The organism is Tolypothrix sp. FACHB-123 (assembly GCF_014697075.1).
Classification (GTDB): Bacteria; Cyanobacteriota; Cyanobacteriia; order Cyanobacteriales; family Nostocaceae; genus Aulosira.
In genome coordinates this window covers 1-24,772 of record NZ_JACJRE010000057.1, presented here as the reverse complement: position 1 = coordinate 24,772, position 24,772 = coordinate 1, and the positions used below count along the sequence as shown (strand labels likewise).

Sequence of the window (24,772 nt, the reverse complement as noted above, 5' to 3'; positions counted from 1 at the left end):
GGGGATGGAGTAGGAACATTGAATGAAATTATGTATTTTATAAAATTATCACTTCATTTTCATCCTTTAAATTTTACAATTCTTGATTAAAAAACCAGCAAAAACTGAACAATGATTTCTTGTACTAATACATTATTTGGGGACTAAATTATCACTGGCAAAATTCTGAATATTTAAAATATTCACTTTGGATTTTTAATTATTGACCCCAAAAAACAGGTTTATATTTCACCGTTAACCTGCATTTTATGTACTTCGTCTGCTAGCTCTTGACGACTTTGATCGTCGAGTTTATCAATTGCTAACATCCCCATCAGTATAACCTCTTTGAGAGTCAAACGAGTTGAATGTGCCTGTTTTTGCACAATCTCCTTAATAATCGGACTGACACCGATCGCAGTACTAGCTCTAGCCACGAAATAACAGATAAATATTAACGACTTCGCCTAAATCTTAGCATTTCCTATCGGTTTATTCTATATAAATATATCAATCTATTTGAATTCATCAAATGCATATTTTGCATCCCAGCATTAATAATACGGTTGACAAAATCTAATTAACAGAAAAATAGCTGATTTTCCTATTCCTCTAGTTATAATATTCGCCCAAATCGCCTATTTCTTTTGATTTTTGCCTAAATTTTTAATTGTGGCTTCAAAAGTCTGCGTTAATTTATAGATGTCATCCCTCCAGGTAGCGCAAATCATCGCCAAGCGATCGCCAGTCTTTTTCCATGTATAGTTTGTGTTGTCCTACTTCTCCCATCTTAAATCTAAATTAATACCACGCTTTAATGATGATACCTGAAGATGCCAATTGAATATGAAAAAACTAAAATCAATTTTTTCCGAGCCTCGCACCTCAAAAATGGGATTAAATCCTTTAAATGAGAGATTAAAGCACGAATTTAGTCATTTACTTCTCAACAACATTCAACTTAAGCGCCTCCTTGATGAGAAAGTTACAGAATCATTCACTATAAGTTACTAGGGTAAATACTGAAATTAAAAGTAGGATAAATCACTTAATTAATGGCTATTAGCGTTGCTTATGCGAGATAAATAAACGTGAAAGTACTGAGATTGCAGTGTAAGCAGTACGAGAGCAAGTTAAATTCTATTTGTAATTAAAGTACAAAAAACAGATCGCAGATGTAGGATCTCGGTAAAAATTCGGTTTAAAGAGATTGTAAAATGTCAAAGTGAACCCCGCGAATCCGCTTTACAGATAGAGACAGAGTAAATCAAAATAAGAAGTTACACCGAAATAAAGTTTCCTGAATTTAGTTAATTACTACTGTCATAAGTAAAAGCAATGAGTATAGGAGAGAAAATGCGATGAGGGACCCTTATCTGTTGACAGCAAGCTTGTTAACAGTATTGGCAATACCAGCATCGGCTCTTCCCCAGATGTCGATTATTCTGCCAGAACATTCTAGATTTAATTGGGGTTTACAACAGGGTTCCCAGTCAAAAATCAATCATCAAAGCATTCCAAGCGTGAATTTATTCTTACCAGAATTTACTCACCAAGGTTTGCAAGCATCAGAAATTTCTCAGCCAATAACAGGTGAAAAAATTAACCCTCAGTTTGGCTTGGCGTTACCAGCAGCCAGCAATCAAAAATTAGCCACTCTAGCAGAATTATCAGTAAATTATACTTTCCCAGAAGCTAATCGGGTGTTGGTATCAGGGAGTCAGCTTTACGATCAAAGATTAGAGGCTTTAAAGACAGTTCAACAGAGTAAACGTCTATTTATAGATAGTTTGCAACCATTAGAGTCAGCAAACAAACGGCAATTAACCTATGAAGATTGGAAACGTTTATTAATCTTAGAAGCCAAAGCGATCGCCCGCAGCAAAGGGACAAATTCTCTCGGTATTTTAGTTGGTGATTCTTTAAGCATGTGGTTTCCCCAAGAAAAACTACCTGCTGGCAAATTATGGTTAAATCAAGGTATATCAGGCGATACTTCTACTGGTATTTTAAAAAGATTGTCAGCATTTTCGGAAACCCGACCAGATGTAATTTATATCATGGCTGGGATTAACGATTTAAGAAAGGGTACAAAAGATGAAGTAATTTTGCGCAATCATCGGCGAATTATGCGCAGTTTACGGAAGACTCACCCCAATGCGCAGATAATTGTGCAGTCAATCTTACCAACCCGCTTACCCACTATTTCTAATCAAAGAATTCGTAATCTGAACAATCAACTAGAAGTAATTGCCAAACAAGAGAAAGTTACATATGAAAATATGTACAAGTGGTTTACAGACTTAGAAGGCAAATTGCGCCAGGATTTAACCACAGATGGATTGCATTTATCGTTAGATGGGTATGATGTTTGGCGAGCGCAAATAGAAAACATAGAATTAAAATCGACAGAGCGCAATAATTGAGCGATCGCTATTTTAAATCTATGGACATTTCTCCCAGTGATGCCATCGCCATCCGCGAGACAATTGAACGGCAATTAGCAGCCTTTCAGAAGGATGATAGCGCAGGTGCTTTTGCCCTTGCCAGCCCAGAAATTCAAATCCAATTCCGCAACCCCGAAAACTTTATACAGATGGTGCGCTTAGGCTATCCTGCGGTGTATCGTCCTCGTTCTGTCTTCTTTGAGAAGATTAAAACCATTCATGGAAAGATAACTCAACTAGTACTATTGCTTGGCCCCGATGGCATTCCTGTCAGGGCATTGTATATCATGGACAAGCAGCGTGATGCCCTTTGGAAGATTAACGGGTGTGTTTTGATTCCTGTAGAAGCGGAAATTGATTAGTTAGTTGTCAGTTGTCAGTTGTCAGGTGTCAGGTGTCAGTGGTTAGTTTTCAACAATCAACCGTCAACCGTCAACAAAAAATTATGAAAATTTATATTTCTCATGCCCAATACCCAATGCCCAATGCCCAATGCCCCAATTTAAAATGTCACTACACTTCTAATTGATTCACCTTTGTGCATCAATTCAAAGGCATGATTAATTTGCTCAATTGGCATGACATGAGTAATTAAATCATCAATATTTATCTTGCCATCCATATACCAATCAACAATTTTCGGTACATCTGTACGTCCTCTAGCACCACCAAAAGCTGAACCTTTCCATACGCGGCCAGTTACTAATTGAAAGGGACGAGTAGTAATTTCTTGTCCCGCACCAGCAACACCAATAATTACACTCACACCCCAACCTTTATGACAGCATTCTAAGGCTTGACGCATCACTTTCACATTACCTATACATTCAAAAGTGTAATCAGCACCGCCTTTGGTTAAGTCAACTAAATAGGGAACTAAATCGCCTTCAACTTCTTGAGGGTTAACAAAGTGTGTCATGCCAAATTTTTCGGCTAAGGCGCGTTTACTGGGATTAATATCTACGCCAACAATCATATCGGCTCCTACTAACCGCGCCCCTTGGATCACATTTAAGCCTATCCCACCTAAGCCAAAAACTATTACCTTTGCACCTGGTTCTACTTTAGCTGTATAAATAACTGCACCAATACCTGTTGTCACGCCGCAGCCGATGTAACAAACCTTATCAAATGGCGCATCTTCGCGAATTTTGGCAACGGCAATTTCGGGTAAAACTGTATAGTTGGCGAAGGTAGATGTGCCCATATAATGATGTATCATTTTGCCACCAATGCTAAAGCGACTGGTACCATCAGGCATGACACCGCGTCCTTGAGTAGGGCGAATAGCTTGGCAAAGATTAGTTTTGAGGCTGAGACAATATTCACACTGACGACATTCTGGGGTGTAAAGGGGAATAACGCGATCGCCTGGTTTTACACTCTTTACGCCAGCACCCACTTCCACCACCACACCAGCGCCCTCATGTCCTAAGATGGCAGGAAATAAACCTTCAGGATCTTCACCGGAAAGGGTAAAAGCATCGGTATGGCAAACACCACTCGCTTTAATTTCTACCAAAACTTCCCCAGCTTGCGGCCCTGATAATTGAACGGTTTCTATAGTTAATGGCTTACCTGCGCCGTAAGCGACTGCGGCTTTAACTTCCACGCCTTAGCCCTCCTAATATACAAGTTGCGTTAATGGGCTTTTATGAGTTTACAGAAGTTGGCGTCGTAGAGCTAGGAAATGGAAAGGCGGACAACTGAAGCAAAATAAAATATCGTAACTTTGTTAAAATGTCATTCTCTAGTTAGATTAATAAAAGATGGAAATCGCTGTATTGGCAATGATGTAAACTTTTGCTAGCAGAAATTCCCTCATAAGAATTTAGTAAATTCCTCAATAAATTATTAGTCACAGCCTATGAATCCTGCCCTTACGAAAATTGGCGCTCAAATGTCCAACCTGACCGGCGTGCGAGCGATTATGAAGGATATTATCGAAACGCTGCAATCTGGCGCAGGGCAGGAATTGATTAATTTGAGCGCGGGTAATCCGCTAATTTTGCCCGCAGTAGAACGGTTATGGCGCGATTGTACAGCAGATTTGCTGGCTAGCTCAGAATATGGCGAGGTAGTTTGTCGTTACGGTTCTAGTCAAGGTTACGCACCATTAATAGAAGCGATCGCTAATGATTTTAATCGTCGCTACGGTTTAGATTTAACTGCTCGCAATATTTTAATTACTCCCGGTAGTCAAACTCTCTATTTTTACGCCGCTAATGCTTTCGGTGGTTACACGACTACAGGGGAACTCAAGCAAATAGTTTTACCTTTAAGTCCTGATTACACTGGTTATGGTGGACTTTGTCTAGCACCGGAAGCTTTAGTAGCTTATAAGCCAGCTTTAGATATTGATGCACCTGCCCACAGGTTTAAATATCGTCCTGACTTCAGCCAACTGTCAATTTCTGAAAGCACAGGTTGTGTGATTTTTTCTCGTCCCTGTAATCCTACAGGTAACGTGCTTACCGATGAAGAAGTGAGAAAAATTGCGGCTTTAGCTGCACCTTACGATGTACCAGTCTTAATTGACTCCGCTTATGCGCCGCCTTTCCCCGCGCTGAACTTCACGGATATGTCGTTGATATTTGCAGAAAATATCCTGCATTGCACCAGTTTGTCGAAAGCTGGGTTACCAGGGGAAAGAATCGGGATTGCGATCGGTAATGAAAAGACGATTCAAGTTTTGGAGTCATTCCAAACTAATGCTAGCTTGCATTCATCGCGTTATGGACAAGCGATCGCCGCACGGGCGATTAATTCTGGCGCGTTAGCAGAAATTGCCGAACAAGTGATTCGTCCCTTCTATCAAAACAAATTCAGCGTATTAGAAAATACCTTAGAAGCCTCCATGCCCAAGGACTTACCTTGGTTCCTGCATCGCGGTGAAGGCGCAATCTTTGCTTGGTTGTGGTTACAGGATTTACCAATTAGTGATTGGGAATTGTACCAAGAGTTAAAGAAAGTAGGTGTAATTGTGGTGCCTGGTAGTACCTTCTTTCCTGGTTTAAAAGAAGAATGGCCGCACAAACAACAATGCGTCCGTATCAGCCTCACCGGTAGCGATGAGGAATTGGTAACCGGGATGCGTCGGTTGGCGAAGGCGGTAGAACAAATATATCAAAGTGCAACTGTGAGCGCTTAAGAGAAGACAGCGCCTCGACTTCGCTCGGCGCTAGAGAAAGTGGTAGGGTGTGTTATGCCGTAGGCTAACGCACCATCTAAAATTTCAATTAAATAATGGGAATGAACCGCGAAGACACGAAGAACGCGAACAAGGAAAGGAAAAAAGAGATTAATCCAATATCGCCAAGGGAAAGCCTAAAGTTAGATGATTGGCTAGATATTGGTAAGATTGTTGCACCTCAAGGATTGGCTGGAGAGATGCGGGTGTATCCGAATACTGACTTTCCGGAACGGTTTGAGGTAGCAGGAAAACGCTGGTTGTTGCGTCCAGGAGCTAAAGAACCGCAGCCTGTGGAATTGCTGGAAGGGCGTTACATTGAAGGGAAGAATTTATACGTGATTAAATTAGCTGGAGTGAACAATCGCAGCCAAGCTGAAGAATTGCGCGATTGTCAGTTAATGGTACCAATAAGCGATCGCCCCCAATTGGCAGAAAATGAATTTTATGTCCCCGATTTGCTTGGCTTAGCAGTCTTTTTGCAAGCATCGGGGGAATTGGTGGGTAAGGTGGTAGATATTATTCCCGCAGGCAACGATCTATTGGAAGTAGAGTTAGATCCAGGATTTGCACAGAATAAGAACCAGAAGAAAATTTTAGTTCCCTTTGTAGAAGCGATCGCACCTGTTGTTGATATCCCAGCCGGTCGCATTGAAATTACACCCCCACCTGGATTATTAGAAATTTAATTTTGGGCATGGGGCATTGGGCATTGGGCATTGGGCAAGAGTCAATATTCCAAAGTTATTTCTTCCCCCCTGCTCCCTGCCCCTCTGCCTCCTTGAATACTAGTGCTACAATCCAAGCAACATTTGTCTTCACCCGATAGGTGGAAAATTTACGCAAAATTTGCCATTAAATTTATTGAGCCTAGCTAAAGTAAATCAAGCTCTGGGATGCAAGTCATATTGCCGACTTTCTTGCGCTAATTTAAATGTAAGACAACTTGATTCTCCCCTGCTAAAAGTAGAATTTTAAAATTCCTGAAACTAGCTTTGATGTGACGTTTTGTGATTTGTCACATCAAAATTCTTGGCGTAGAGAAGCCAAAACAAATAAATTTTTGATCCCCGTTAATATTTAGCTATTTATTCGCAATAAATCAGTCATAACTCTCAGATATGTTTTCTAAAATACCAATTTATCTGATTGTAATAATTTACATAAATCAGGAATTTAATCGTAAAAACAATCTTAAAAATAAGATAGATAGCCTGATAAATTTGTTACTCTGGCAGAGAATTCGTCATTGGTGTTTTTTTATATTTATTTTAGATTTGGGCGAATAACTGTCTGGCAAAGCAATTAATTGCTACCTTCCAGCAAAATACTGGAAAAATTTGTCATGAGTAAGATGACACTCAAGCGCTAGATAAGTAAACTTGCATACTGATTGAATGAATTCGTCACCATCCTCATGTAATGGAGTTTGATATGACTTTAGCAAGTCCAACTCAACCAAAGCCTTTAAAGGATGAAGAATTGCGGAAGATAAACGCCTACTGGCGTGCAGCTAATTATCTTTCTGTAGGACAAATCTATCTCCTTGACAATCCGCTGCTACGAGAACCACTCAAGCTAGAACATGTCAAACCCAGACTTTTAGGTCACTGGGGAACAACACCCGGTTTGAATTTTATCTACGTGCATTTAAATCGGGTAATTAAAAAGTATGACCTAAATACCATCTATATTGCCGGGCCTGGTCATGGTGGGCCGGGAATCGTCGCCAATACTTACCTAGAAGGAACTTACAGCAAATACTACCCGAACATTTCCCAAGATGTTGAGGGGATGCAACGACTTTTTAAACAATTTTCCTTCCCTGGTGGAATTCCCAGCCATGTAGCGCCAGAAACCCCTGGTTCAATTCATGAAGGTGGCGAACTTGGTTATGCACTTGTCCACGCCTACGGTGCGGCTTTTGACAATCCCGATCTCATTGTGGCGGCTGTTGTCGGTGATGGTGAAGCAGAAACAGGTGCTTTAGCTACTAGCTGGCACTCTAACAAGTTTCTTAATCCTGTCCATGATGGTGCGGTATTGCCGATTTTACACCTCAACGGGTATAAAATTGCTAACCCAACTGTATTATCGCGGTTAAGCCATGAAGAGTTAGAAAGCTTATTTATCGGCTATGGTTATAAACCTTACTTTGTCGAAGGTTCTGACCCCGCAGATGTGCATCAGCAAATGGCGGCAACTTTAGATACTATCATTGGAGAAATTCAAAGTATTCAAAGGGAAGCCAGGGTACATGGTTTTACCGAACGCCCACAATGGCCGATGATTATTCTGCGGACTCCCAAAGGCTGGACAGGCCCCAAAGAAGTAGATGGGAAAAAGACAGAAGATTTTTGGCGATCGCACCAAGTTCCTTTTGGCGAAATCGCGAAAAAGCCAGGACACCTGAAGTTATTAGAAGATTGGTTAAAAAGTTATAAACCAGAAGAACTTTTTGATGATAGCGGTAAGCTAATTCCCGAATTAGCAGAACTGGCTCCCCAAGGACATCGGCGCATGGGCGATAATCCCCATACCAATGGCGGTATCGTATTGCGCGACCTGAAAATGCCTGGTTTCCAAAACTATGCCGTAGATGTTCCCCACCCAGGAACAGTTGAAGCCGAAGCTACTAAAGTCACAGGCAAATTTCTGCGGGACATCATGCGATTTAACGAAGAAAGCCGCAATTTCCGCATTTTTGGCCCCGATGAAACCCAATCCAACCGTTTAGATGCGGTATTTGACGTTACAGACCGCACTTGGACTGCTAAAATTCTTCCCGAAGACGAACATCTATCACCCGATGGGCGAGTGATGGAAATGCTCAGTGAAACTTGCTGTCAAGGTTGGTTAGAAGGTTACTTGCTCACAGGTCGTCACGGGTTCTTCTCTTGCTATGAGGCGTTTATCCACATCATAGATTCGATGTTCAACCAGCACGCCAAATGGTTAAAAATTACCCTTGATATACCTTGGCGCAGACCAATTGCATCCCTTAACTACCTACTGACTTCCCATGTGTGGCGACAAGACCACAACGGTTTTTCTCACCAAGACCCTGGTTTTATTGATCTGGTAGCCAACAAAAAATCAGAAGTTGTCCGCATCTATTTACCCCCCGATGCTAATACTTTACTGTCGGTGACAGACCACTGTCTCCGAAGTAAGCATTATGTCAACGTCATCGTTGCCGGTAAACAGCCAGCTTTACAGTACTTAGACATGGACTCTGCTATTAAGCACTGTACTAAGGGCTTGGGTATTTGGGAATGGGCAAGTAATGATAAAGGTAGCGAACCAGATGTAGTCATGGCTTGTGCTGGTGATATTCCCACCTTAGAAACCTTAGCGGCTGTGGATATCTTGCGTCAGCACTTCCCAGAGTTAAAAGTGCGGGTAGTCAACGTGGTAGATTTGATGACACTGCAACCCAAAGGCGAACATCCCCACGGTTTAAGCAGCAAAGACTTCGACACAATTTTTACCACCGATAAACCGATAATCTTTGCTTTTCATGGTTATCCTTGGCTGATTCACCGCCTAACCTATCGCCATACCAACCACCACAACTTGCATGTACGCGGTTTCAAAGAAGAAGGTACTACCACCACTCCCTTTGATATGGTTGTTCTTAACGATCTCGATCGCTTCCATTTAGTCATGGACGTAATCGATCGCGTACCAAAACTTGGTGCAAAAGCCGCCTACGTCAAGCAAATGTTGCAAGATAAGCTAATTGAGCATAAGCAATACATTGAGCGTCATGGCGAAGATATGCCAGAAATCCGTGATTGGAAGTGGCCTTATTAATTGTTAAACAGCATCCTGTTTATGAATAGGATGCTGCTTGGCGAATCCAGGATAAGAACCTTGGTTCATCCCCTAATCCCGCCGTCACCATAGAATGGTGCGGCTAATCAAACAAAGCCCACTCAAGTGGGCTTTTTACTGTTAGAACCAGGCTTCCAGGCTGCGGGCGTTATTTTGGGGGTATGTGATACCAATTTAAATAGTTTTTGCGGCACATTTGCCTCACTACTTAACAAAGTTAAATCCCCTAACTTGAATCATGGGGATTTCCTCTACCTTCTGAATATGAAGAGTTGATGAATAGCTTTTTGAGACTGCTAGGACAGAGTGACGCTGTGATAAATTCTTACTGTGCCTGCGTATATACTTAGAGAACTTTTGCGATTAAATGATTATTGCTACTGTGATTTCTACAGTGATCGCACTACCATCCCCTGTAAACGCCACAGAAACTAACTCTAAACTCCTAGCCAGCCAAATAAATAGCACAACTAATGGCTTATCAGACTGTTACCATGCTATTTTCGTCAACCGGGAACGCCAAATCCTGGCAAAATGTAATGCGTTTAGAAGTATAGCCGATCGTAAGAATGGCAGGCAGTTTTCCTTTGACTTTCCAGCAGGAAGCATTACTTTTTACACGGACTTTAACAGTCCTCCGGGAAAATACCAAGATGGCGTAGTATGGAAAGGTCAAAGAACGCGATCCTATTATATTAATCGGATTGTGCTCAACGATAAGAATGTCAACATTCAAGATACATTGCGTTCTTCTGATTCGCGTATTCGGTGCTATGTCACAGATGACTACGTTGAAGCCGCTTGCGATCTACCAAATAAAAGTTATGTCCAGTATAAAAAATAGTTTGTTTAAAACCTAGCTGAGAGCTGTTAGTACTTCTGAAGTTTGGTTTAGAGCCAGCCTCGGCTAGAATTTCGCCTTGTTTTGTTTCCTCCACAGAAGTGTTTTCTGAACTTAACCGTATTCTCTTTTGTCTGCGATCCAAACATTGTCAGCAGTTTAAAATTCTACCGCGACATTCGCCAAATCCAATGCGGTTGTACCCTGCGCTTTCACAATATCCGCGCAAAATAACTTCATCACCGTCAGCTAAGAATTTGCGAATTTCGCCTGTAGGTAGTGTAATTGGCTGAGAACCGCGCTGCGTAATTTCTAATAAGCAACCTTGGGAACCAACTTCCGCACCGGAAACTGTACCACTAGCCAGTAAATCTCCTGGACGCAGGTTACAACCATTACTAGCGTGATGGGTAAGCATTTGCGCTAATGTCCAATACATTTGCTGGAAAGAACCGCGACTCAAAAGCCAAGGCTGTATACCCTGTTGTTGCATCTGTGCTGAACTTATCCAGACTTCTAGTGTAATGTTGATACCGCCTAAACTGCGATCGCTTGGCGAAGACAGATAAGTTAGCGGCTGAGGATCGCCTTCAGGACGACTAAAAGCCGGACAGCGAAACGGTGTTAAAGCTTCTAATGTAACTACCCAAGGGGAAATTGTGGTAGCAAAACTCTTGGCTAAAAATGGCCCTAGGGGTTGGTATTCCCAAGCTTGGATATCCCTCGCTGACCAATCATTAACTAAGCACAGTCCAAATATATGTGCTTCTGCTTGATCTATATGTATAGGTTCTCCTGGTTGATTACCCAAGCCGACAAAAAAACCAACTTCTAATTCATAGTCCAACATTTGCGAAGGTGCAAATTTAGGAACTGAATCTGCTGGGGGTTTGATTTGCCCGCTAGGACGCTTAATTGCAGTATCGCTTGGCACAATTGAGGAAGCACGTCCATGATAGGCGATAGGTACGTATTTGTAATTGGGCAGTAAAGGATTATCGGGACGGAAAAGCTTACCGACGTTGCTGGCGTGAAATATGGAAGCGTAAAAATCAGTATAATCTCCAATAGATGCAGGTAGTAAAAGTTCAGCATTAGACATTGATATCAGAATTTCGGCTGGGGGATGGGGTTGTGTATCAGCTTGCAACAACTGACTGAGGCGATGACGCAAAGCTAATCTAGGGGTAATTTCCATTCCCATTAATAGATTTAAATTAGGTGCTGTACAGGCGATTTGCACCTGTTCGGGGAGTTCTGATAATAAGCTCAGTTGGTAACATCTAGCTAAATCTAAAATTTTGTCGCCAATTGCTACCCCGATGCGGGGAGTTTCTAGGCTATCTTGGCGGCGAAATACGCCAAAAGGCAAGTTTTGGATCGGAAAATCGGTATTTGGTTGATTTGCTAATTCAACCCAACTGCGTAAATTGGGATTATGGGTGGCGTTAATGGTATAAGTCACTTCGCGTTGCTCCGAGTTAAGAATTAAACTTTTGTAGTGAATAATCCCCAGTCTTGAAGAGTAGAGAGTATGGCACACTTAGTTTATTGGGAGCGATCGCTCATTGACGGCTGCCCCCAATCTTCAGTATCACCTTTATCACGCAAATGGTATCAATGCAGATATTTAAAGTCATTGAAGACGCAATTACAAAACCACCCATTCCCCACGAACCCTATAAGCAATCGTTGAAAGCTTGGGCGATGTATTGTCTCCGAGATAAAGGTTTTAAAGTTGTTTATGCCCAAAATGCCGATTTTGCCATTGAACCAAAAAATGGCAACAAGTTGTACTTTAAGGTGACAAATAACGCCGATGATGTAGACAATTCTTGTAGCTGGATCGTTTGGGATAGTACAAGCAAACAGGTAAGTCTAATTCCTCTACAGACTGGGGTTTAGGGAGACAAGGGAAATACCCAATGCTCCATGCCCAATGCCCCATGCCCCATGCCCAAATCAAAACTCATTGGTAAAATCATCTGTGATGATCGGCACAAAAGGAAATCGCAGAATGAACTGAGTCTGATTATTTCCACTTTCTGCCAAGATGATTCCATTCATGTACTCAACCAGTTTTTTTACCAATGCTAGCCCTAAGCCAGTACCGCTATGTTTCCAAGGATCTTGATTGGGAACGCGATAAAATTTATCAAAAATCCGGGGGAGTTCTGCGGGAGAAATTTCTACTCCTGTGTTGCTGACGGTTATTTGTAAACAGGATGAGTGGCGTTTTCTGGGATAGGAAATTGGCTGTGGCTTAGCTATTTTGTCTTCAACAATGCTGACATTGAGGGAAATTGTCTCCTCAGGGGGCGTATATTTCCAAGCATTGTTGAGTAGTTCTGTAATAATGCGGCTGAGGCTAAATGAATCAATTTTAACGGTTGGTAACTCCGGTGCAAGATTGACTTCAAAGATTTGCTGCTGATTGGGAATTAACCTTTCAAATGGTTCAACGATGTGCAAAATTAAGTAATGAAGATTAATGTTTGTCAGTTGTTGGGGGTAGGTTCCAGCTTCTAAATGTTGCAAGCTTAAAATGTCTTCGAGTAACTGAAGTTCGCGATCGCAATTTTCCTGCAAAACAGCAAGATACTGAAAAATTTGACCATTTTGATCAGATGATGAAGACATCTGCAAACTCAGTTGATCTTCTGGTTCAATTAAGCTACTCAACAACTGAACGATCATTTTCATGTTAGCGATGGGCGATCGCAATTCATGGGTAACAGTGTGGAGAAAATCGTCTTTGAGTTGGCTGATGCGCTGAAGTTCTCCAATCTGGCTTTGGGCGGCTTCATAGAGCCGGGCTTGGCGCAAGGCGATCGCGCATTGATTTGCTACCTGTTGCACTAATTTAACTTCTATTTCCGTGAAACTAGCATCGATATCTTTAAATAGCCATAAATCGCCCAAAATTCCAGTTGCTTCTACCCGATCATCAAAAATACTACAGGCTAAAATAGCCGATTGGTTGGAAATTTCGGGAGATTGAATTTGACAGAACGCGCAATAGGATTTGTGTCGTTGCAATTGCTGGTAAATTTCTGGTGCATCTACCATATATAGCATTTGCTCTTGAGTCAGATTTTGCCCTGACATCACATATTGATAGCGGATGTTTGCAGCTTGGCGGTCGCGCTCATAAAGTACAGCATCGCAGCATTTTACCTGCAAAGCGATCGCTAATTCTTCTACAGCACTTTGCAAAATTTGATGTTGATCGAGGGAGTCCCGAACTTTATCAGAAATCCGTTTGAGTGTGGCTTCAAAGTTTAAAGATTGTTGTAATTGCGAAGTCCGCAGTTGTACTTGTTGTTCTAAATCAATATTTAATAGTTGGAGTAGGGCTTCAGCACGTTGACGTTCCTGAATTTCCTGCTCCAATCGCTGACGATGTTGTTGAATAAACAGTTGATTTCTAATTCTTGCTAGTACTTCTAACTCTTGGAATGGTTTAGTAATATAGTCCTGTCCACCCAATTCAAAGGCACGGATTTTATCATTTAATTGATCGAGAGCGCTAATAAAAATAATCGGAATTTTCGGCGTTCCTTCTAAAGTTCTTAATTTCTGACAAACTTCGTAGCCATTCATTTCTGGCATATTAATGTCCAGCAAAATTAAATCTGGCGGATCTCGTTGAGCAGCTTGTAATGCCATTCTCCCATTCAAAGATTTGCGCACAATATAACCCTGCAATTCCAACATTTTAGATAGCAACCGCAAATTATCAGGGGTGTCATCTACAAGTAAAATATTTGTTTGCGATGCTGGTTTGAGTAAATTAGACATAGGTATTTTAATTAAAATTAAGTTAGTAATTAATCGGAAATCCAAAATCTAAAATTCCGTAAGGTTAGCGATCGCTTCTAATTGAAAATTATCGACTAAATATTTTAGTGAATCAGCCAAAGGTTGTGATTGACTAGGAATTTGGGTAATTAGTTCGTAGAGTTTGGCATCATTCAAATCTAAAGCTGCTTCATGCATCTGGCTAATCCAATTGATTGGCATAACTTGTAAGTCTTGGGGCGTGAGGGCTTGGGGTTGGGAAGTTGGGCGATTAACATCTGATATAGCTTCTGGGCTGTAGAAATAGCGTACCCCCAAGTGAAGTGCCATTTTCTCAAACAGTGCTGTTTCCGTAAAAGGTTTAGCTAAGTAGTCATTGCAACCAGCCTTAAGACTAGCAAGGCGATCTTCTTCAAAAGCAGAAGCTGTCAGCGCAATAATCACGACCTTTTTTTCGTTATCTTTTGCGCGGATTTTCTGAGTTGCTAAGTAACCATTGATCACGGGCATTTGCATGTCCATCCAAATGAGATGGGGTTGCCATTCCTGCCATTGGGCGATCGCCTCGGCACCATTTTCCACAGCACAAACCTCAAACCCCACAGATTGCAGTAATTTGACCAGTAATTGGCGGTTTTCGGGAACATCTTCAGCCACAAGAATCCGGTACATGGGTTGTCCTGGTTCCAATCCCACAATATTGCGGGTAGCTGGGGAAGCAACCAAATCTACCGAAGTGGCTAAAGATAGGTATACCTGACAGATAAACGTTGAGCCTTGGTTTACAGTACTTTGGACTGTAATATCACCACCCATCAACCGCGCAAACTGACGGCTGATAGATAAACCTAAACCCGTACCTTGAGCATGACGACCTTGTTCGGTTTGGATGAAGGCGGTAAAAATAGATTCCAAGTCTGAGGGGGCAATACCACATCCGGTATCTGTGATTTCTAGATGCAGTAAGATTGTCGGTTGAGAATTGGTAGCATTGGTAGGCAAAATGTGGGTATCGCCTAATACAACAGCCCTGACTCTCACCTGAATTCTTCCTGCGCTAGTAAATTTAATTGCGTTCCCTAGCAAGTTAATTGTGATTTGCCGCAGTTTTGCTTCGTCACCACATACATAATGGGGAACAGTAGCATCCCACTCACTACTTAGGTGCAAACCTTTTTCCGATGCTTTGAGAGCAAACATATCGTTGATCGACTTAAACAGTCGATGTAAATCGAAACAGCTTTCAGTCAGAAGTAACTGTCCTGCTTCAATTCTCGACATTTCCAAAACATCATTGATCATTGTCAGGAGATGTTCTCCACTACGGCTGATGATACTTAAGTTTTCCCGAAATTCGCCGGGAGTAGCACTATCACGAGACATTAATTGGGTAAAGCCCAAAATGGCGTTGAGTGGGGTACGCAATTCATGGCTCATCTTGGCGAGAAACTGACTTTTTGCTAAGTTAGCGATCGCAGCTTGTTCAGCGGCTTGTTCTAGGGCTAGTTGCGAAAACTCCAATACTCCCAACATCAAAGTGTTGCGCATTTCCCAAGCCGCCTCAATCTCTACTGCTTGCCAAGGTAGGGATTTTGCTTCAACAGTTTGTTTCCAAAGTTCAAAGGATTTTCGGGGTGACAGGCGCATTTCTCCAGCGATTGTTGAAATAGATACTGCTTTATGAGGATCGCCTGCCCAGTTTACTGTTTGAATTTGCTCCGGTCTAAACCAGACAATATGATAAGATTTTTGCCGTAGCACAATCGAAATCGCTAAAATACCACTAGCAACAGCTTTAAATTGCTGCGCCTGGGGGTAAAGTTGCCAGAGGGAATCAGTAACAAACATTGGTTGACGCTCTTTTTCTAATAGCCAAGCCATCAATGCTTGCACTTCATCAGCAGATGGTGTCTCACCCAACAGGGAAACTTCATTATCTAAAATTAAGGCGGCTCCCTGAGCGTGAACCAAATTCAATAAATCAGCTTGCTTACGTCGCAGCACTGATTCAATCAAACTCGTTTCTTGAGTAAAAGCTTGTCGCAATTTTTCTTGAATCGATTTCACTTGGAAGCGGTAACGATTGATTTCTTGTTCTTGCTGATACAATAATTCTACCGAGGCAAACTGTCCGAGAAATTCGCAAGCTTTGCGCGTTTCATAATCTAAATATTTGGGATTGTAATGATGACAAGCTATCAGTCCCCAAAGTCGTTTCTCGTTAATCAAAGAAATCGTCATTGAAGCTGTCACACCCATATTTTGCAGATATTTCTGATGGCAAGGTGATACACTCCGTAAGTGGGCACTAATGAGATTAAGCGGAGTGTTACTAATGGGGTGATTATGAGGAATTAGCCGCACCGGTTGATAGTTGACATCGGGAATTAACCGCAGCCAATTTTCAGAAAAGATTTTGCGGGATTGTTCGGGAATGTCAGAAGCTGGGTAATGTAAGTTGAGATAAGTTTCTAAATGTGTGGCTTTGTCTTCGGCAACTACAACACCGCTATTGTCCTTAGCAAACTGATAAACCATGACACGATCGAACCCGGTAATTTGTCTTACTTGCTGCACCAAAGTTGTGAGTAAATCATTGAAGCTTTCCGGTTGGCGAATTTTGGCGATCGCTTCTTTTAAAAGATGATAAAACTTGAGAAACTCTTTACTTTTAGTGACTTTACTAGGTTCTAGCTCCATCACTAACAATCCATCACTGCGGTGCAAAATAGCTCGAAAATTCTGCCACTGTGTCTTATGTTTTGCTGAAGATGGTAGGAAACTGCGAATTCTTAATTCTAAGGGGGAAAAGACTTCTAAGTTATCTTGTTGCAGATATTGACAGATTTCTTTAAATTTAGTTTTTGAGCATAGATAATTGAGCGGTTTTCCTAACAATTTTTCGCCATTAATACCCAAAATATGCTTAACATTCTCACTAATTTGCAGAATTTCTAGTTTTGGCTCGCCCAATGTCAGCAATAGTCCATGTGGTTGAATTAAACCAGGAATGTGGATCGATTCTGAAGCCACAAATGCCTGAACATTGGCTGTATCTAATGGTTGCATTGCCAAACTTAATTTTTATCGGATACTTCAATCTATAATTTTCTATTCTTCAATCAAATTTTCCATAAAGTTATATTAATTTTGTGAATTTTGTATCCTCAATCAAAGTCTGTAGCTTGTCTGCAAACACAGTTTAGTTAAGCATTGCTTTCTTCTCTCTGCTTCCTCCTCATCTTGGCAGTTTCCGTCAATCGAAGGGCGGTTTATCTGAACCGAATTTGGTCTAAAATTCTCAAAGTTAACCCAAATAAAAAATTAGGGGCGCAAAGCTTTGCGTCCCTATATATAGAGTTAAGGTTACAAATATTTTTTGAATGGATATAAAATTTAAAATGCAGTTCCTAAAGAGAGGGAAAAAATATGAATTGAAATTACAAATTACAGCATGGTGGAGAATTCCATTTGAGTATTGCGGAAATTTCCACCGTCAGCGAAACGGGATTAAAAGGTTTGAGAATGATACCTGCAACTTTATACTCTTGCATAAATTGCGGATCTAACCACCGGGCTGTAGTACTCAATAGAATAACAGGAATTTCTTGAGTTTTCACATTTTTTCTGAGTTGTTTTAGCAGCATAAAACTGCCACGCATAGATAAATCTAGTAAAATTGCATCTGGAGAATTGATTTCTGCTATTTTTAAACCGGTAAATGGAGACTCAGCAGTTAATACATGCCAACCACCTAAATCTGTGAGACACAGTTCTAACAACTCCCGAATATTAGTTTCATCGTCAAGCAATAATATGGTTTTGGTGGCTAGAGTCGTCTTCTCTAAAGTCTGCATATACCTTTCCTGGGTGTGAGAAACATTTGTCTGTAATTAGAAAGGTAAAATACAATAATAAAGAACTAATAAAGAACTAAATTTTTTTTTAAACTTTTTTTAGTCCACCCACCCCAGAATTTCAGCGACATTTTGAGAAATTTTCAGAGGTTCAAAGGGTTTGGTAATCACACCAGCAATTTTCATTTGGGCAAAGCGGGCGCGATCGCTCGGCTGAACTTTTGCTGTCAGAAATATCACAGGTATAGATTCTGTTACGGAGTCTGCTTGAAGTTGTTCGTAGACTGTAAAACCGTCCATATCAGGCATAGACACATCAAGCAAAATGGCATCAACACTTTGGCTTTGTGCTATTTGTAACCCTTCTTTTCCTGATGCAGCGGTGAGCGTCGCCCATCCTCCCAATTCTTCCAGACAAGCTTGTACCAGTTCCCGGATACGTTCTTCGTCATCCACAATTAACAATTTTTTAGTAGTCATTAGTCAGTTGTCAGTTGTCAGTTGTCGGTTGTCGGTTGTCAGTTGTCAACAATCAACAGTCAATGGTCAACAATCAACAGTCAACAGTTAATTATCTTTTACTTCCCTGGTAATGGTAGCGTAAAGAAAAATGTACTTCCTTCACCTGGGGTACTTTCTGCCCAGATTTGCCCATTATGTTGATCAATAATACTACGACAAATTGCTAATCCTAAACCAGTACCACCTTTATCGCGAGAATCTGAAGCATCTACTTGTTGAAATCTGCCAAAAATTGCTTCTAACTTATCTGCGGGGATTCCCCTACCGCGATCGCTAATTTGGAATAGTACATGCTCTACTTGCTGGTGGACGCTGATAGTGATAGTGGAATTGGCTGGTGAAAATTTTAGGGCATTACTTAATAAATTGTTGAGTGTTTGAATGATTGCATCAGCTGCTGCCCAAACTTGAGCATCGGTGGGATAAATATTAAAAGTGATATTTTGTTGTTGAGCGATCGCTTTAACGCCCTGTACTGCTTGTTCAATTAACTCAGCGGCTCCACAGGTGGTTTTGTCTAAAACACATCGACCTGATTCTAAGCGTTCCAAATCGAGAATATCGTTGACTAGGCGCACTAGGCGATCGCTATCAATGGCTGCAATTTCAATCATGCGCCTAAACTTGTCTGGTCTGTTGTCGTAAATACCACTATTTAATAAACCCAGTGATGCACGAATTGCAGTTAAAGGTGTGCGCAGTTCATGACTGACAATCCCAATAAACTCACTCTTGATTTGTTCAACTTTTTGCAGTTCCGTAATGTCTTCTGCAATCCCCGCAATCCGCACAATTTCCGCCAAGTCATCTTTGATCGGGAAAGCGCGATCGCGAATCCAACGAATAGAACCATCGGGGCGGATAATCCGATATTTGATATCAGAGCGCCCTGTTTGCAGTTGTTCGCTGAGTGAAATATTCACCCGCTGGCGATCCTCTGGATGGATAGTGTTTAACCACTCGGAAAAATTTTCATAAACGCTTTGACAACTTTTTTGCCAGATAGTTTCAAAGGCTTTGCTGACGTAAATAACTTGCTGACTTTTAATATCCGTCATCCAAAATACCGCTTGGATGTGTTCAGCCAGTTGACGAAACTTTTCTTCGCTTTCCCGTAAAGCTTCTTCGGCTTGTTTGAGCTTAGTCAGATTATGCAGGATAATCAGCGCGCCGGAAATGGTACCATCTGCTTCGCGGTAAGGTGTATAGGTAACGCTGATATACCGCCGTGTAAAGCCGGGACGTTCGCACCAATGGTCGCTTTGAATCGTTTCTCCAGCCAAACATTTATCTAAGCGCGGCTTGACTACTTGTGTAAACAAATCTTCACCAAGAACATCGCCCATCGGATAGCCAACAATTTCGCTATCAGACTTGTTCCACCATTCCTTGTAAGCTTGGTTAACAATTCTATAAGTATAGTTGCGGTTAACCAGGGCAGTACCATCTGTGGTGTGGGAGACTATACGTTCATATTGATGAAGCACTGCTTCAGCTCGTTTGCGATCGCTAATATCTAAAAGTACGCCCAGCGATCGCACAGCTTTTCCAGACTCATCGTAAATTGCCATCGCCCTTCCCATCAACCAATATACCGAACCATCTGGGTGAACTACGCGATACTCGGCTGCATAATCTGTGTGGTTTTCAATACATGCAAGAAACTGTGTTTCTACCCAACCTAAATCTTCTGGATGCAACCGCTCGCGCCAGATATCAAAACTTGGCTTCATTGCAAAGGGAGTTAAACCCAGTAAGGTAAAGAGATTATCGTTCCAGATGATCTCCCCAGTGATTAAATTCCAATCCCAGCAGCCAATATGGGTCAAATCTACAGCTAATCGGCGGCGTTCCTCACTTTCTGCGAGGGCTAATTGTGCTTGTTTGCGCGCAGTAATATCATTATTGATTTCTAAAATTTTGATTGGGTTACCAGCATTATCTGTTTGTAAAACCCAACGACTGGCCACAGTAATCGGTCGAGCATCGCGACTGAAATGGGTCAGTTCTCCTTGCCAATAACCTGTTGCTAAAAGTTCTGCTTCAATTTCGCTTTGGGGTTGGGAAAATTGAGTTTGCAAAAGATTGTGTAAATTCTGCCCCAAGGCCTCGGCTTTCTTCCAGCCATACATAGACTCGGCTCCTTCATTCCAGAAGAAAATCTCTCCGTTGAAGTCGCGGGTAATAATGGTATCGTGTGCCAAATCCAGGAGTTGCGCCTGTTCTAATAGCTGGAGTTGGTTTTTTTGCTGCTCTATAACTGTTTCTAGCAGGCGTTGGTTTACTTCTATAAGTTCGGCGGTGCGCTCTTGAACGCGGATTTCTAACTCTTGCTTGGCTTGTTGCAGTTTGGCTTGGGCTTGTTTGCGTGCGGTAATTTCTTCACAAACTGTACTGATACCAATGATGCGATCGCCATCTTTTAACGGCCAAAAGCTTTCTAACCAATTGCGCTGTATGCCTGGTTGAGCGGGAGTTTCGCCAGTGATTTCCACATTTAGCACTGGTTGACCTGTTTCTAAAATGGAACGCAGCAGGCGATCGGCTGTATCCCCTAGATTGGGTAACAACTCACTGACTGTGCTTCCTAGATGGGCTTCCACAGGTAACCCATTCATTTCTGCTAGACGCTGGTTAATGCGCACAAAGCGGAGGTCGGTATCAAAAACACTCAACCCGATGGGGGCTGATTGGTAGATAGTTTCGATTTCTGCCAGTTGGCGCTGAAGTTGAATTTGTTGTTCTTGGAGAGCGGCTTCTGCTTGTTTGCGTTCTGTAATATCTGTGCAGGTACCAATCCACTCGCTGACTTGGCCTGCAAGATTGTAAATTGGCACGCCGCGCACCGCAAAATCACGGTAATTGCCATCTTTCATTTGGAGCCGGTACTCTGTGGCGTACAAGGTACCTTTGGTCACAGATTCTTGCCAAGATTGGAAAGCGTGGTCGCGATCTTCCGGGTGAATAAATTCCAGCCAACCCAATCCTGAAGATTCGCTGGGGGATTGTCCTGAGAGTTCTTCCCACATCTCTGTGGTGCTAATTGTCATTCCTCGATCGTCGGTGCGCCAGACAATTTGAGCGGAAGCATTAACTAAAGCACGATATCGGCGTTCGCTTTCTTGCAAAGCTGCTTGGGCTAGTTTGCGATCGCTAATATCGCGACATACACAAAATCGCAGCAATTCCCCTTCCCATTCCACAGTACTAGTGCTAATCTCTACATCATAAGTTGAGCCATCTTGACGGCGGTGGCGCGTTTCAAATACTCCGGTTTTCCAGCTAATCGAGTCATGTAATAGTTGCTGAAGTTCTTCTGGGGTAAGTTGAGCTTCCCAGTGATAAACGCTCATCTGAAGAATTTCTTCTTTGGTGTAACCCAGCATCTGCGCAAATCGCGGATTGGCATCAATGACATTTCCTAGCCGATCTAAGATCGCGATACCATCAAAGGAAGTCTGGAAGAGTATTTGAATCCGCAGTAACTCTCTGGCTAAAGTTTGTTCAGCTTGCTTACGCTGATCAATTGACATGACAGTTCCCGTCATCCGCACTGGCAGATCTGCGGCGTTATAAAATGCCTGTGCTCTGACTTCCAGCCAGTGAATGCTACCATCTGGCCAAATCACGCGATACTCATGGTGGAAGGTACTGCGAGTTTGTAGCGCCTGTTGGATGACTTGCTCGAATATGGGACGATCGCTAGGATGCAAGCAAGTTAAAAATGTTTCGTATCTATTATCAAAGCTACCAATAGCCAAGCCAAATAACTGGTGACATTCTGGCGACCATTTCACCTCGTTGGTTAATAAATTCCAATCCCACATGCCCATGTGGGCAGCAGATAGAGCCATGTGCAGTTGTTCGGCATTTTCCTGAGCTAATTTTTGGCTGAGTTGTTGAATTTTCTTTTTGCTTTCATGCAGGCTGCCGGTCACAAGATTAATCGACAAGCTAACTAGTAAAAAAACAGACAACCGCAGTAGGCTTTCTGGGTGATAAATTTTCAGTTGATGGATATTCGCCAGCAAAAAGGATTCAATTGCCATTGTTGACAGCACAATTGCCACCATTCCTGGGCGATAACCACCATACCAGCTAGTAAAAATGATCGCTATGTAGAAAAAAGCATTAACTGTTCTAAACAGCAGCGGTTCAAACCAGAGTGTCAACATCAGGGCGATCGCAGTTGCTGCAATCGCCACTGTGTAAGGTAACAATCGCCGATAATGTCCGATCATGCTCGCTCCTCCCTGGCTCTACCTAGTTGCCAATGCTTTCGCACTCGCTGAATCCGGCTGATTACCCTGGTTACCAGTTCCGGCCCTAGCACTGGCTTACTGATAAAATCGTCGGCTCCGGCGGCAAAGGCTTGCTGAAGAGACTCAGCATCGGTATGCCCTGTTACTACTAAAATCGGTATATCTCCCCAATGGGCATCTTGCCGCACTACTTGGCACAACTCTAAACCACTAACTATTGGCATTTCTAAATCTAACACCACCAAGTCAGGAAAGGTTGTAATTAGCACCTCCCAAAATTTCTGCGGTTCGCTCAAAGTTACCACCTCTAACCCCCAAGGTGTGAGCAATGCTGATAAGCTGGCGAGGATTGCCGGATCGTCATCAACAATTAAAACTTTGGCTTCAAAACTGTGGCTTTGGGGAAGAACGCGGGCGATCGCTTGAAATATTTGCTCGGTTGTGGCGGGTTTTTGCAGAAATTGTCTGGCTCCTAAACGGGAAACAGCCAAGCGATCGGCTAGGCTATCACGGCCAGTAAAGACAATTATGGGGAGATTGGGCGATCGCACTGCCAATTCTCGCAACAGCGTCAATCCATCTTCGGCTTTGTCGGGAAAGCTCAGATCTAGTAAAACTGTGTCCGGCTTTGCTAAATCCAGGCGATCGCGAGCTGTTGCCAAATCAGCAGCAATTTCTAAGCGCATTCCCCAATTACCAGCTTCACTCTGTAAACGCTCAGTCAACAGCGTATCATCATCAATTGCCAACACGCAGTAAATCGGTTGCGCTGTGATGGCTGGTAAAGTTTGGGTTCCAGGCGACTTTGTTAACTCCTGTTGCAATGCCTCTACCAACTGAGAAAACTCTGTAATCTCCTCACCTTTAAAAGGGCGATTGTGTATTAATAAATGCTCTATACTCCTGGCTAATTGGGAACCTTGCGGATAGCCAAAAGTACCCATTGCGCCTGCTAGCTTATGGGCTTCCTGCTTGGCAATTTGGTGTAAATTCTCAGGTAAATTTCCTGCCAAAAGCGCCGTTTGGGCTTGCACTAATATCCCCACCTGTTCGCTAAAAGAGTCGCGAAATCGCTCTAAAACTCGATTAACTGCGGTGATATTGGCACTGCTAGCTGGTTTTATGCTCTCTGGCTCATCCAAACTTGGGGTATTCACAGCAACAGCTCGATTAGGTGCAGGTTTTAAGCGATAACCAATACCATAAACTGTTTCCAGAATATCTTCCTTTAAACCTGCGGCTTTCAGCTTCTTACGTAAATCTTTAATATGAGTTGTAACTGCATGTTCCACAGGTGCATCATCAAATCCCCAGAGGCGATCGAGAATCACCTGTCGGCTAAAAATGCGATTAGGGTGTTGTAAAAATAATTCTAGGAGATTGTATTCTGTCACCGTCAGGGCAATTAACTTTTCATCGTAAGTAACTTTGCCTGCTGTTTGATCTAAACAGAGATTTTCCCAAGTTAACCGGGATGAGCTAATTGTCCCACTCCGACGCAACAAAGACCGAATTCTCGCTAATAAGGCTTCTGGTTCATAAGGCTTAATCACATAATCATCAGCACCAGCATCTAAACCGGCAACAATATCTGCATTGCAATTCTTCGCACTGAGTAAGAGAATCGGTTGCTGGTAACCTTGCGATCGCAATTGGCGACATAGGCTAATTCCATCCAGTTTAGGAATTAACCAATCAAGTAAAATTAAGTCATATTCCCTAGATTTTGCTAACTCTAATCCGGTTTTGCCATTATTGGCTAAGTCGATACTGTAATCGTTTGCTGTCAGCAACTCTGCCAATGCCATGCTGAGTAATGAATCATCCTCTATCAATAAGATTTTCATGATTGGCATCCAAGATAAGATGCTGGCGACAGTTTAAGTATCATCTATTGTTAAATCACTTTTGACATTATTTCATCCTGAAAATTACGGTTCTTTAGTACTTGTTATGCTAAACTAACAATCAAAATGCCAGTTTAACAAGCATCTAATTCGGAAGTTTTCAAAGTTTCTAAATCCATAAGCCGAGCG

The 24,772-nt window shown here is 42.2% G+C and carries 16 protein-coding genes; 7 read left to right on the top strand and 9 right to left on the bottom strand.

Going from position 1 to position 24,772, the window contains the following annotated elements; all coding sequences use genetic code 11:
- Nucleotides 1–221: 221 nt before the first annotated feature.
- On the bottom strand, nt 222–434 hold the full coding sequence (locus H6G41_RS27160) for a hypothetical protein (RefSeq protein ID WP_096642333.1): 213 nt from the start codon (nt 432–434) through the stop codon (nt 222–224).
- Nucleotides 435–1,340: 906 nt separating this feature from the next.
- On the opposite strand from H6G41_RS27160, the gene H6G41_RS27155 reads away from it, so the two are divergent.
- Together H6G41_RS27155 and H6G41_RS27150 are read left to right on the top strand one after the other, a co-directional pair.
- Complete coding sequence (locus H6G41_RS27155) at nt 1,341–2,405, top strand: SGNH/GDSL hydrolase family protein (RefSeq protein ID WP_190750449.1); 1,065 nt, start codon at nt 1,341–1,343, stop codon at nt 2,403–2,405.
- 20 nt (nt 2,406–2,425) lie between these two features.
- Nucleotides 2,426–2,788, top strand: a complete 363-nt coding sequence (locus H6G41_RS27150) for a DUF4864 domain-containing protein (protein ID WP_190750447.1) — start codon at nt 2,426–2,428, stop codon at nt 2,786–2,788.
- A gap of 140 nt (nt 2,789–2,928) precedes the next feature.
- Here the strand turns inward: H6G41_RS27150 and H6G41_RS27145 are convergent, their stop codons facing one another.
- Nucleotides 2,929–4,038, bottom strand: coding sequence for an S-(hydroxymethyl)glutathione dehydrogenase/class III alcohol dehydrogenase (locus H6G41_RS27145; RefSeq protein ID WP_190750445.1), 1,110 nt, complete (start codon nt 4,036–4,038; stop codon nt 2,929–2,931).
- Nucleotides 4,039–4,293: 255 nt separating this feature from the next.
- Here H6G41_RS27145 and H6G41_RS27140 point away from each other — a divergent pair, with 255 nt between their 5' ends.
- The 4 genes from H6G41_RS27140 (at nt 4,294) to H6G41_RS27125 (ending at nt 10,297) form a co-directional block, all read left to right on the top strand.
- Nucleotides 4,294–5,577 (top strand): valine--pyruvate transaminase, encoded by a 1,284-nt coding sequence (locus H6G41_RS27140; RefSeq protein ID WP_190750443.1) that lies wholly within the window; start codon nt 4,294–4,296, stop codon nt 5,575–5,577.
- Between the two features lie 101 nt (nt 5,578–5,678).
- Nucleotides 5,679–6,305 (top strand): ribosome maturation factor RimM, encoded by a 627-nt coding sequence (gene rimM, locus H6G41_RS27135; RefSeq protein WP_190750441.1) that lies wholly within the window; start codon nt 5,679–5,681, stop codon nt 6,303–6,305.
- 745 nt (nt 6,306–7,050) lie between these two features.
- Complete coding sequence (locus H6G41_RS27130; protein WP_190750439.1) at nt 7,051–9,432, top strand: phosphoketolase; 2,382 nt, start codon at nt 7,051–7,053, stop codon at nt 9,430–9,432.
- A 388-nt stretch (nt 9,433–9,820) separates the two neighbouring features.
- Entirely contained in the window at nt 9,821–10,297 is a 477-nt protein-coding gene (locus H6G41_RS27125) for a hypothetical protein (protein ID WP_190750437.1), read from the top strand.
- A 148-nt stretch (nt 10,298–10,445) separates the two neighbouring features.
- Here H6G41_RS27125 and fahA read toward each other — a convergent pair whose 3' ends face one another.
- Complete coding sequence (fahA, locus tag H6G41_RS27120; RefSeq protein ID WP_190750435.1) at nt 10,446–11,759, bottom strand: fumarylacetoacetase; 1,314 nt, start codon at nt 11,757–11,759, stop codon at nt 10,446–10,448.
- A 155-nt stretch (nt 11,760–11,914) separates the two neighbouring features.
- Between fahA and H6G41_RS27115 the strand changes: the two genes are divergently transcribed.
- On the top strand, nt 11,915–12,199 hold the full coding sequence (locus tag H6G41_RS27115) for a hypothetical protein (RefSeq protein ID WP_190750433.1): 285 nt from the start codon (nt 11,915–11,917) through the stop codon (nt 12,197–12,199).
- Between the two features lie 57 nt (nt 12,200–12,256).
- Here H6G41_RS27115 and H6G41_RS27110 read toward each other — a convergent pair whose 3' ends face one another.
- The 6 genes from H6G41_RS27110 to H6G41_RS27085 all read right to left on the bottom strand — a co-directional run bounded on the left by H6G41_RS27110 (nt 12,257) and on the right by H6G41_RS27085 (nt 24,583).
- A complete protein-coding gene (locus H6G41_RS27110; RefSeq protein ID WP_190750431.1) occupies nt 12,257–14,095 on the bottom strand; it encodes a response regulator in 1,839 nt (612 codons plus the stop codon).
- A gap of 48 nt (nt 14,096–14,143) precedes the next feature.
- Entirely contained in the window at nt 14,144–17,164 is a 3,021-nt protein-coding gene (locus tag H6G41_RS27105; protein WP_190750429.1) for a response regulator, read from the bottom strand.
- A gap of 371 nt (nt 17,165–17,535) precedes the next feature.
- Nucleotides 17,536–17,952, bottom strand: a complete 417-nt coding sequence (locus H6G41_RS27100; protein WP_190750427.1) for a response regulator — start codon at nt 17,950–17,952, stop codon at nt 17,536–17,538.
- Between the two features lie 99 nt (nt 17,953–18,051).
- A complete protein-coding gene (locus tag H6G41_RS27095; protein ID WP_190750425.1) occupies nt 18,052–18,432 on the bottom strand; it encodes a response regulator in 381 nt (126 codons plus the stop codon).
- A gap of 98 nt (nt 18,433–18,530) precedes the next feature.
- Nucleotides 18,531–22,715, bottom strand: a complete 4,185-nt coding sequence (locus H6G41_RS27090; protein WP_190750423.1) for a PAS domain S-box protein — start codon at nt 22,713–22,715, stop codon at nt 18,531–18,533.
- On the bottom strand, nt 22,712–24,583 hold the full coding sequence (locus tag H6G41_RS27085) for a response regulator (RefSeq protein ID WP_190750421.1): 1,872 nt from the start codon (nt 24,581–24,583) through the stop codon (nt 22,712–22,714). Before H6G41_RS27085 ends, H6G41_RS27090 begins: the two co-directional genes overlap by 4 nt.
- Nucleotides 24,584–24,772 lie beyond the last annotated feature (189 nt).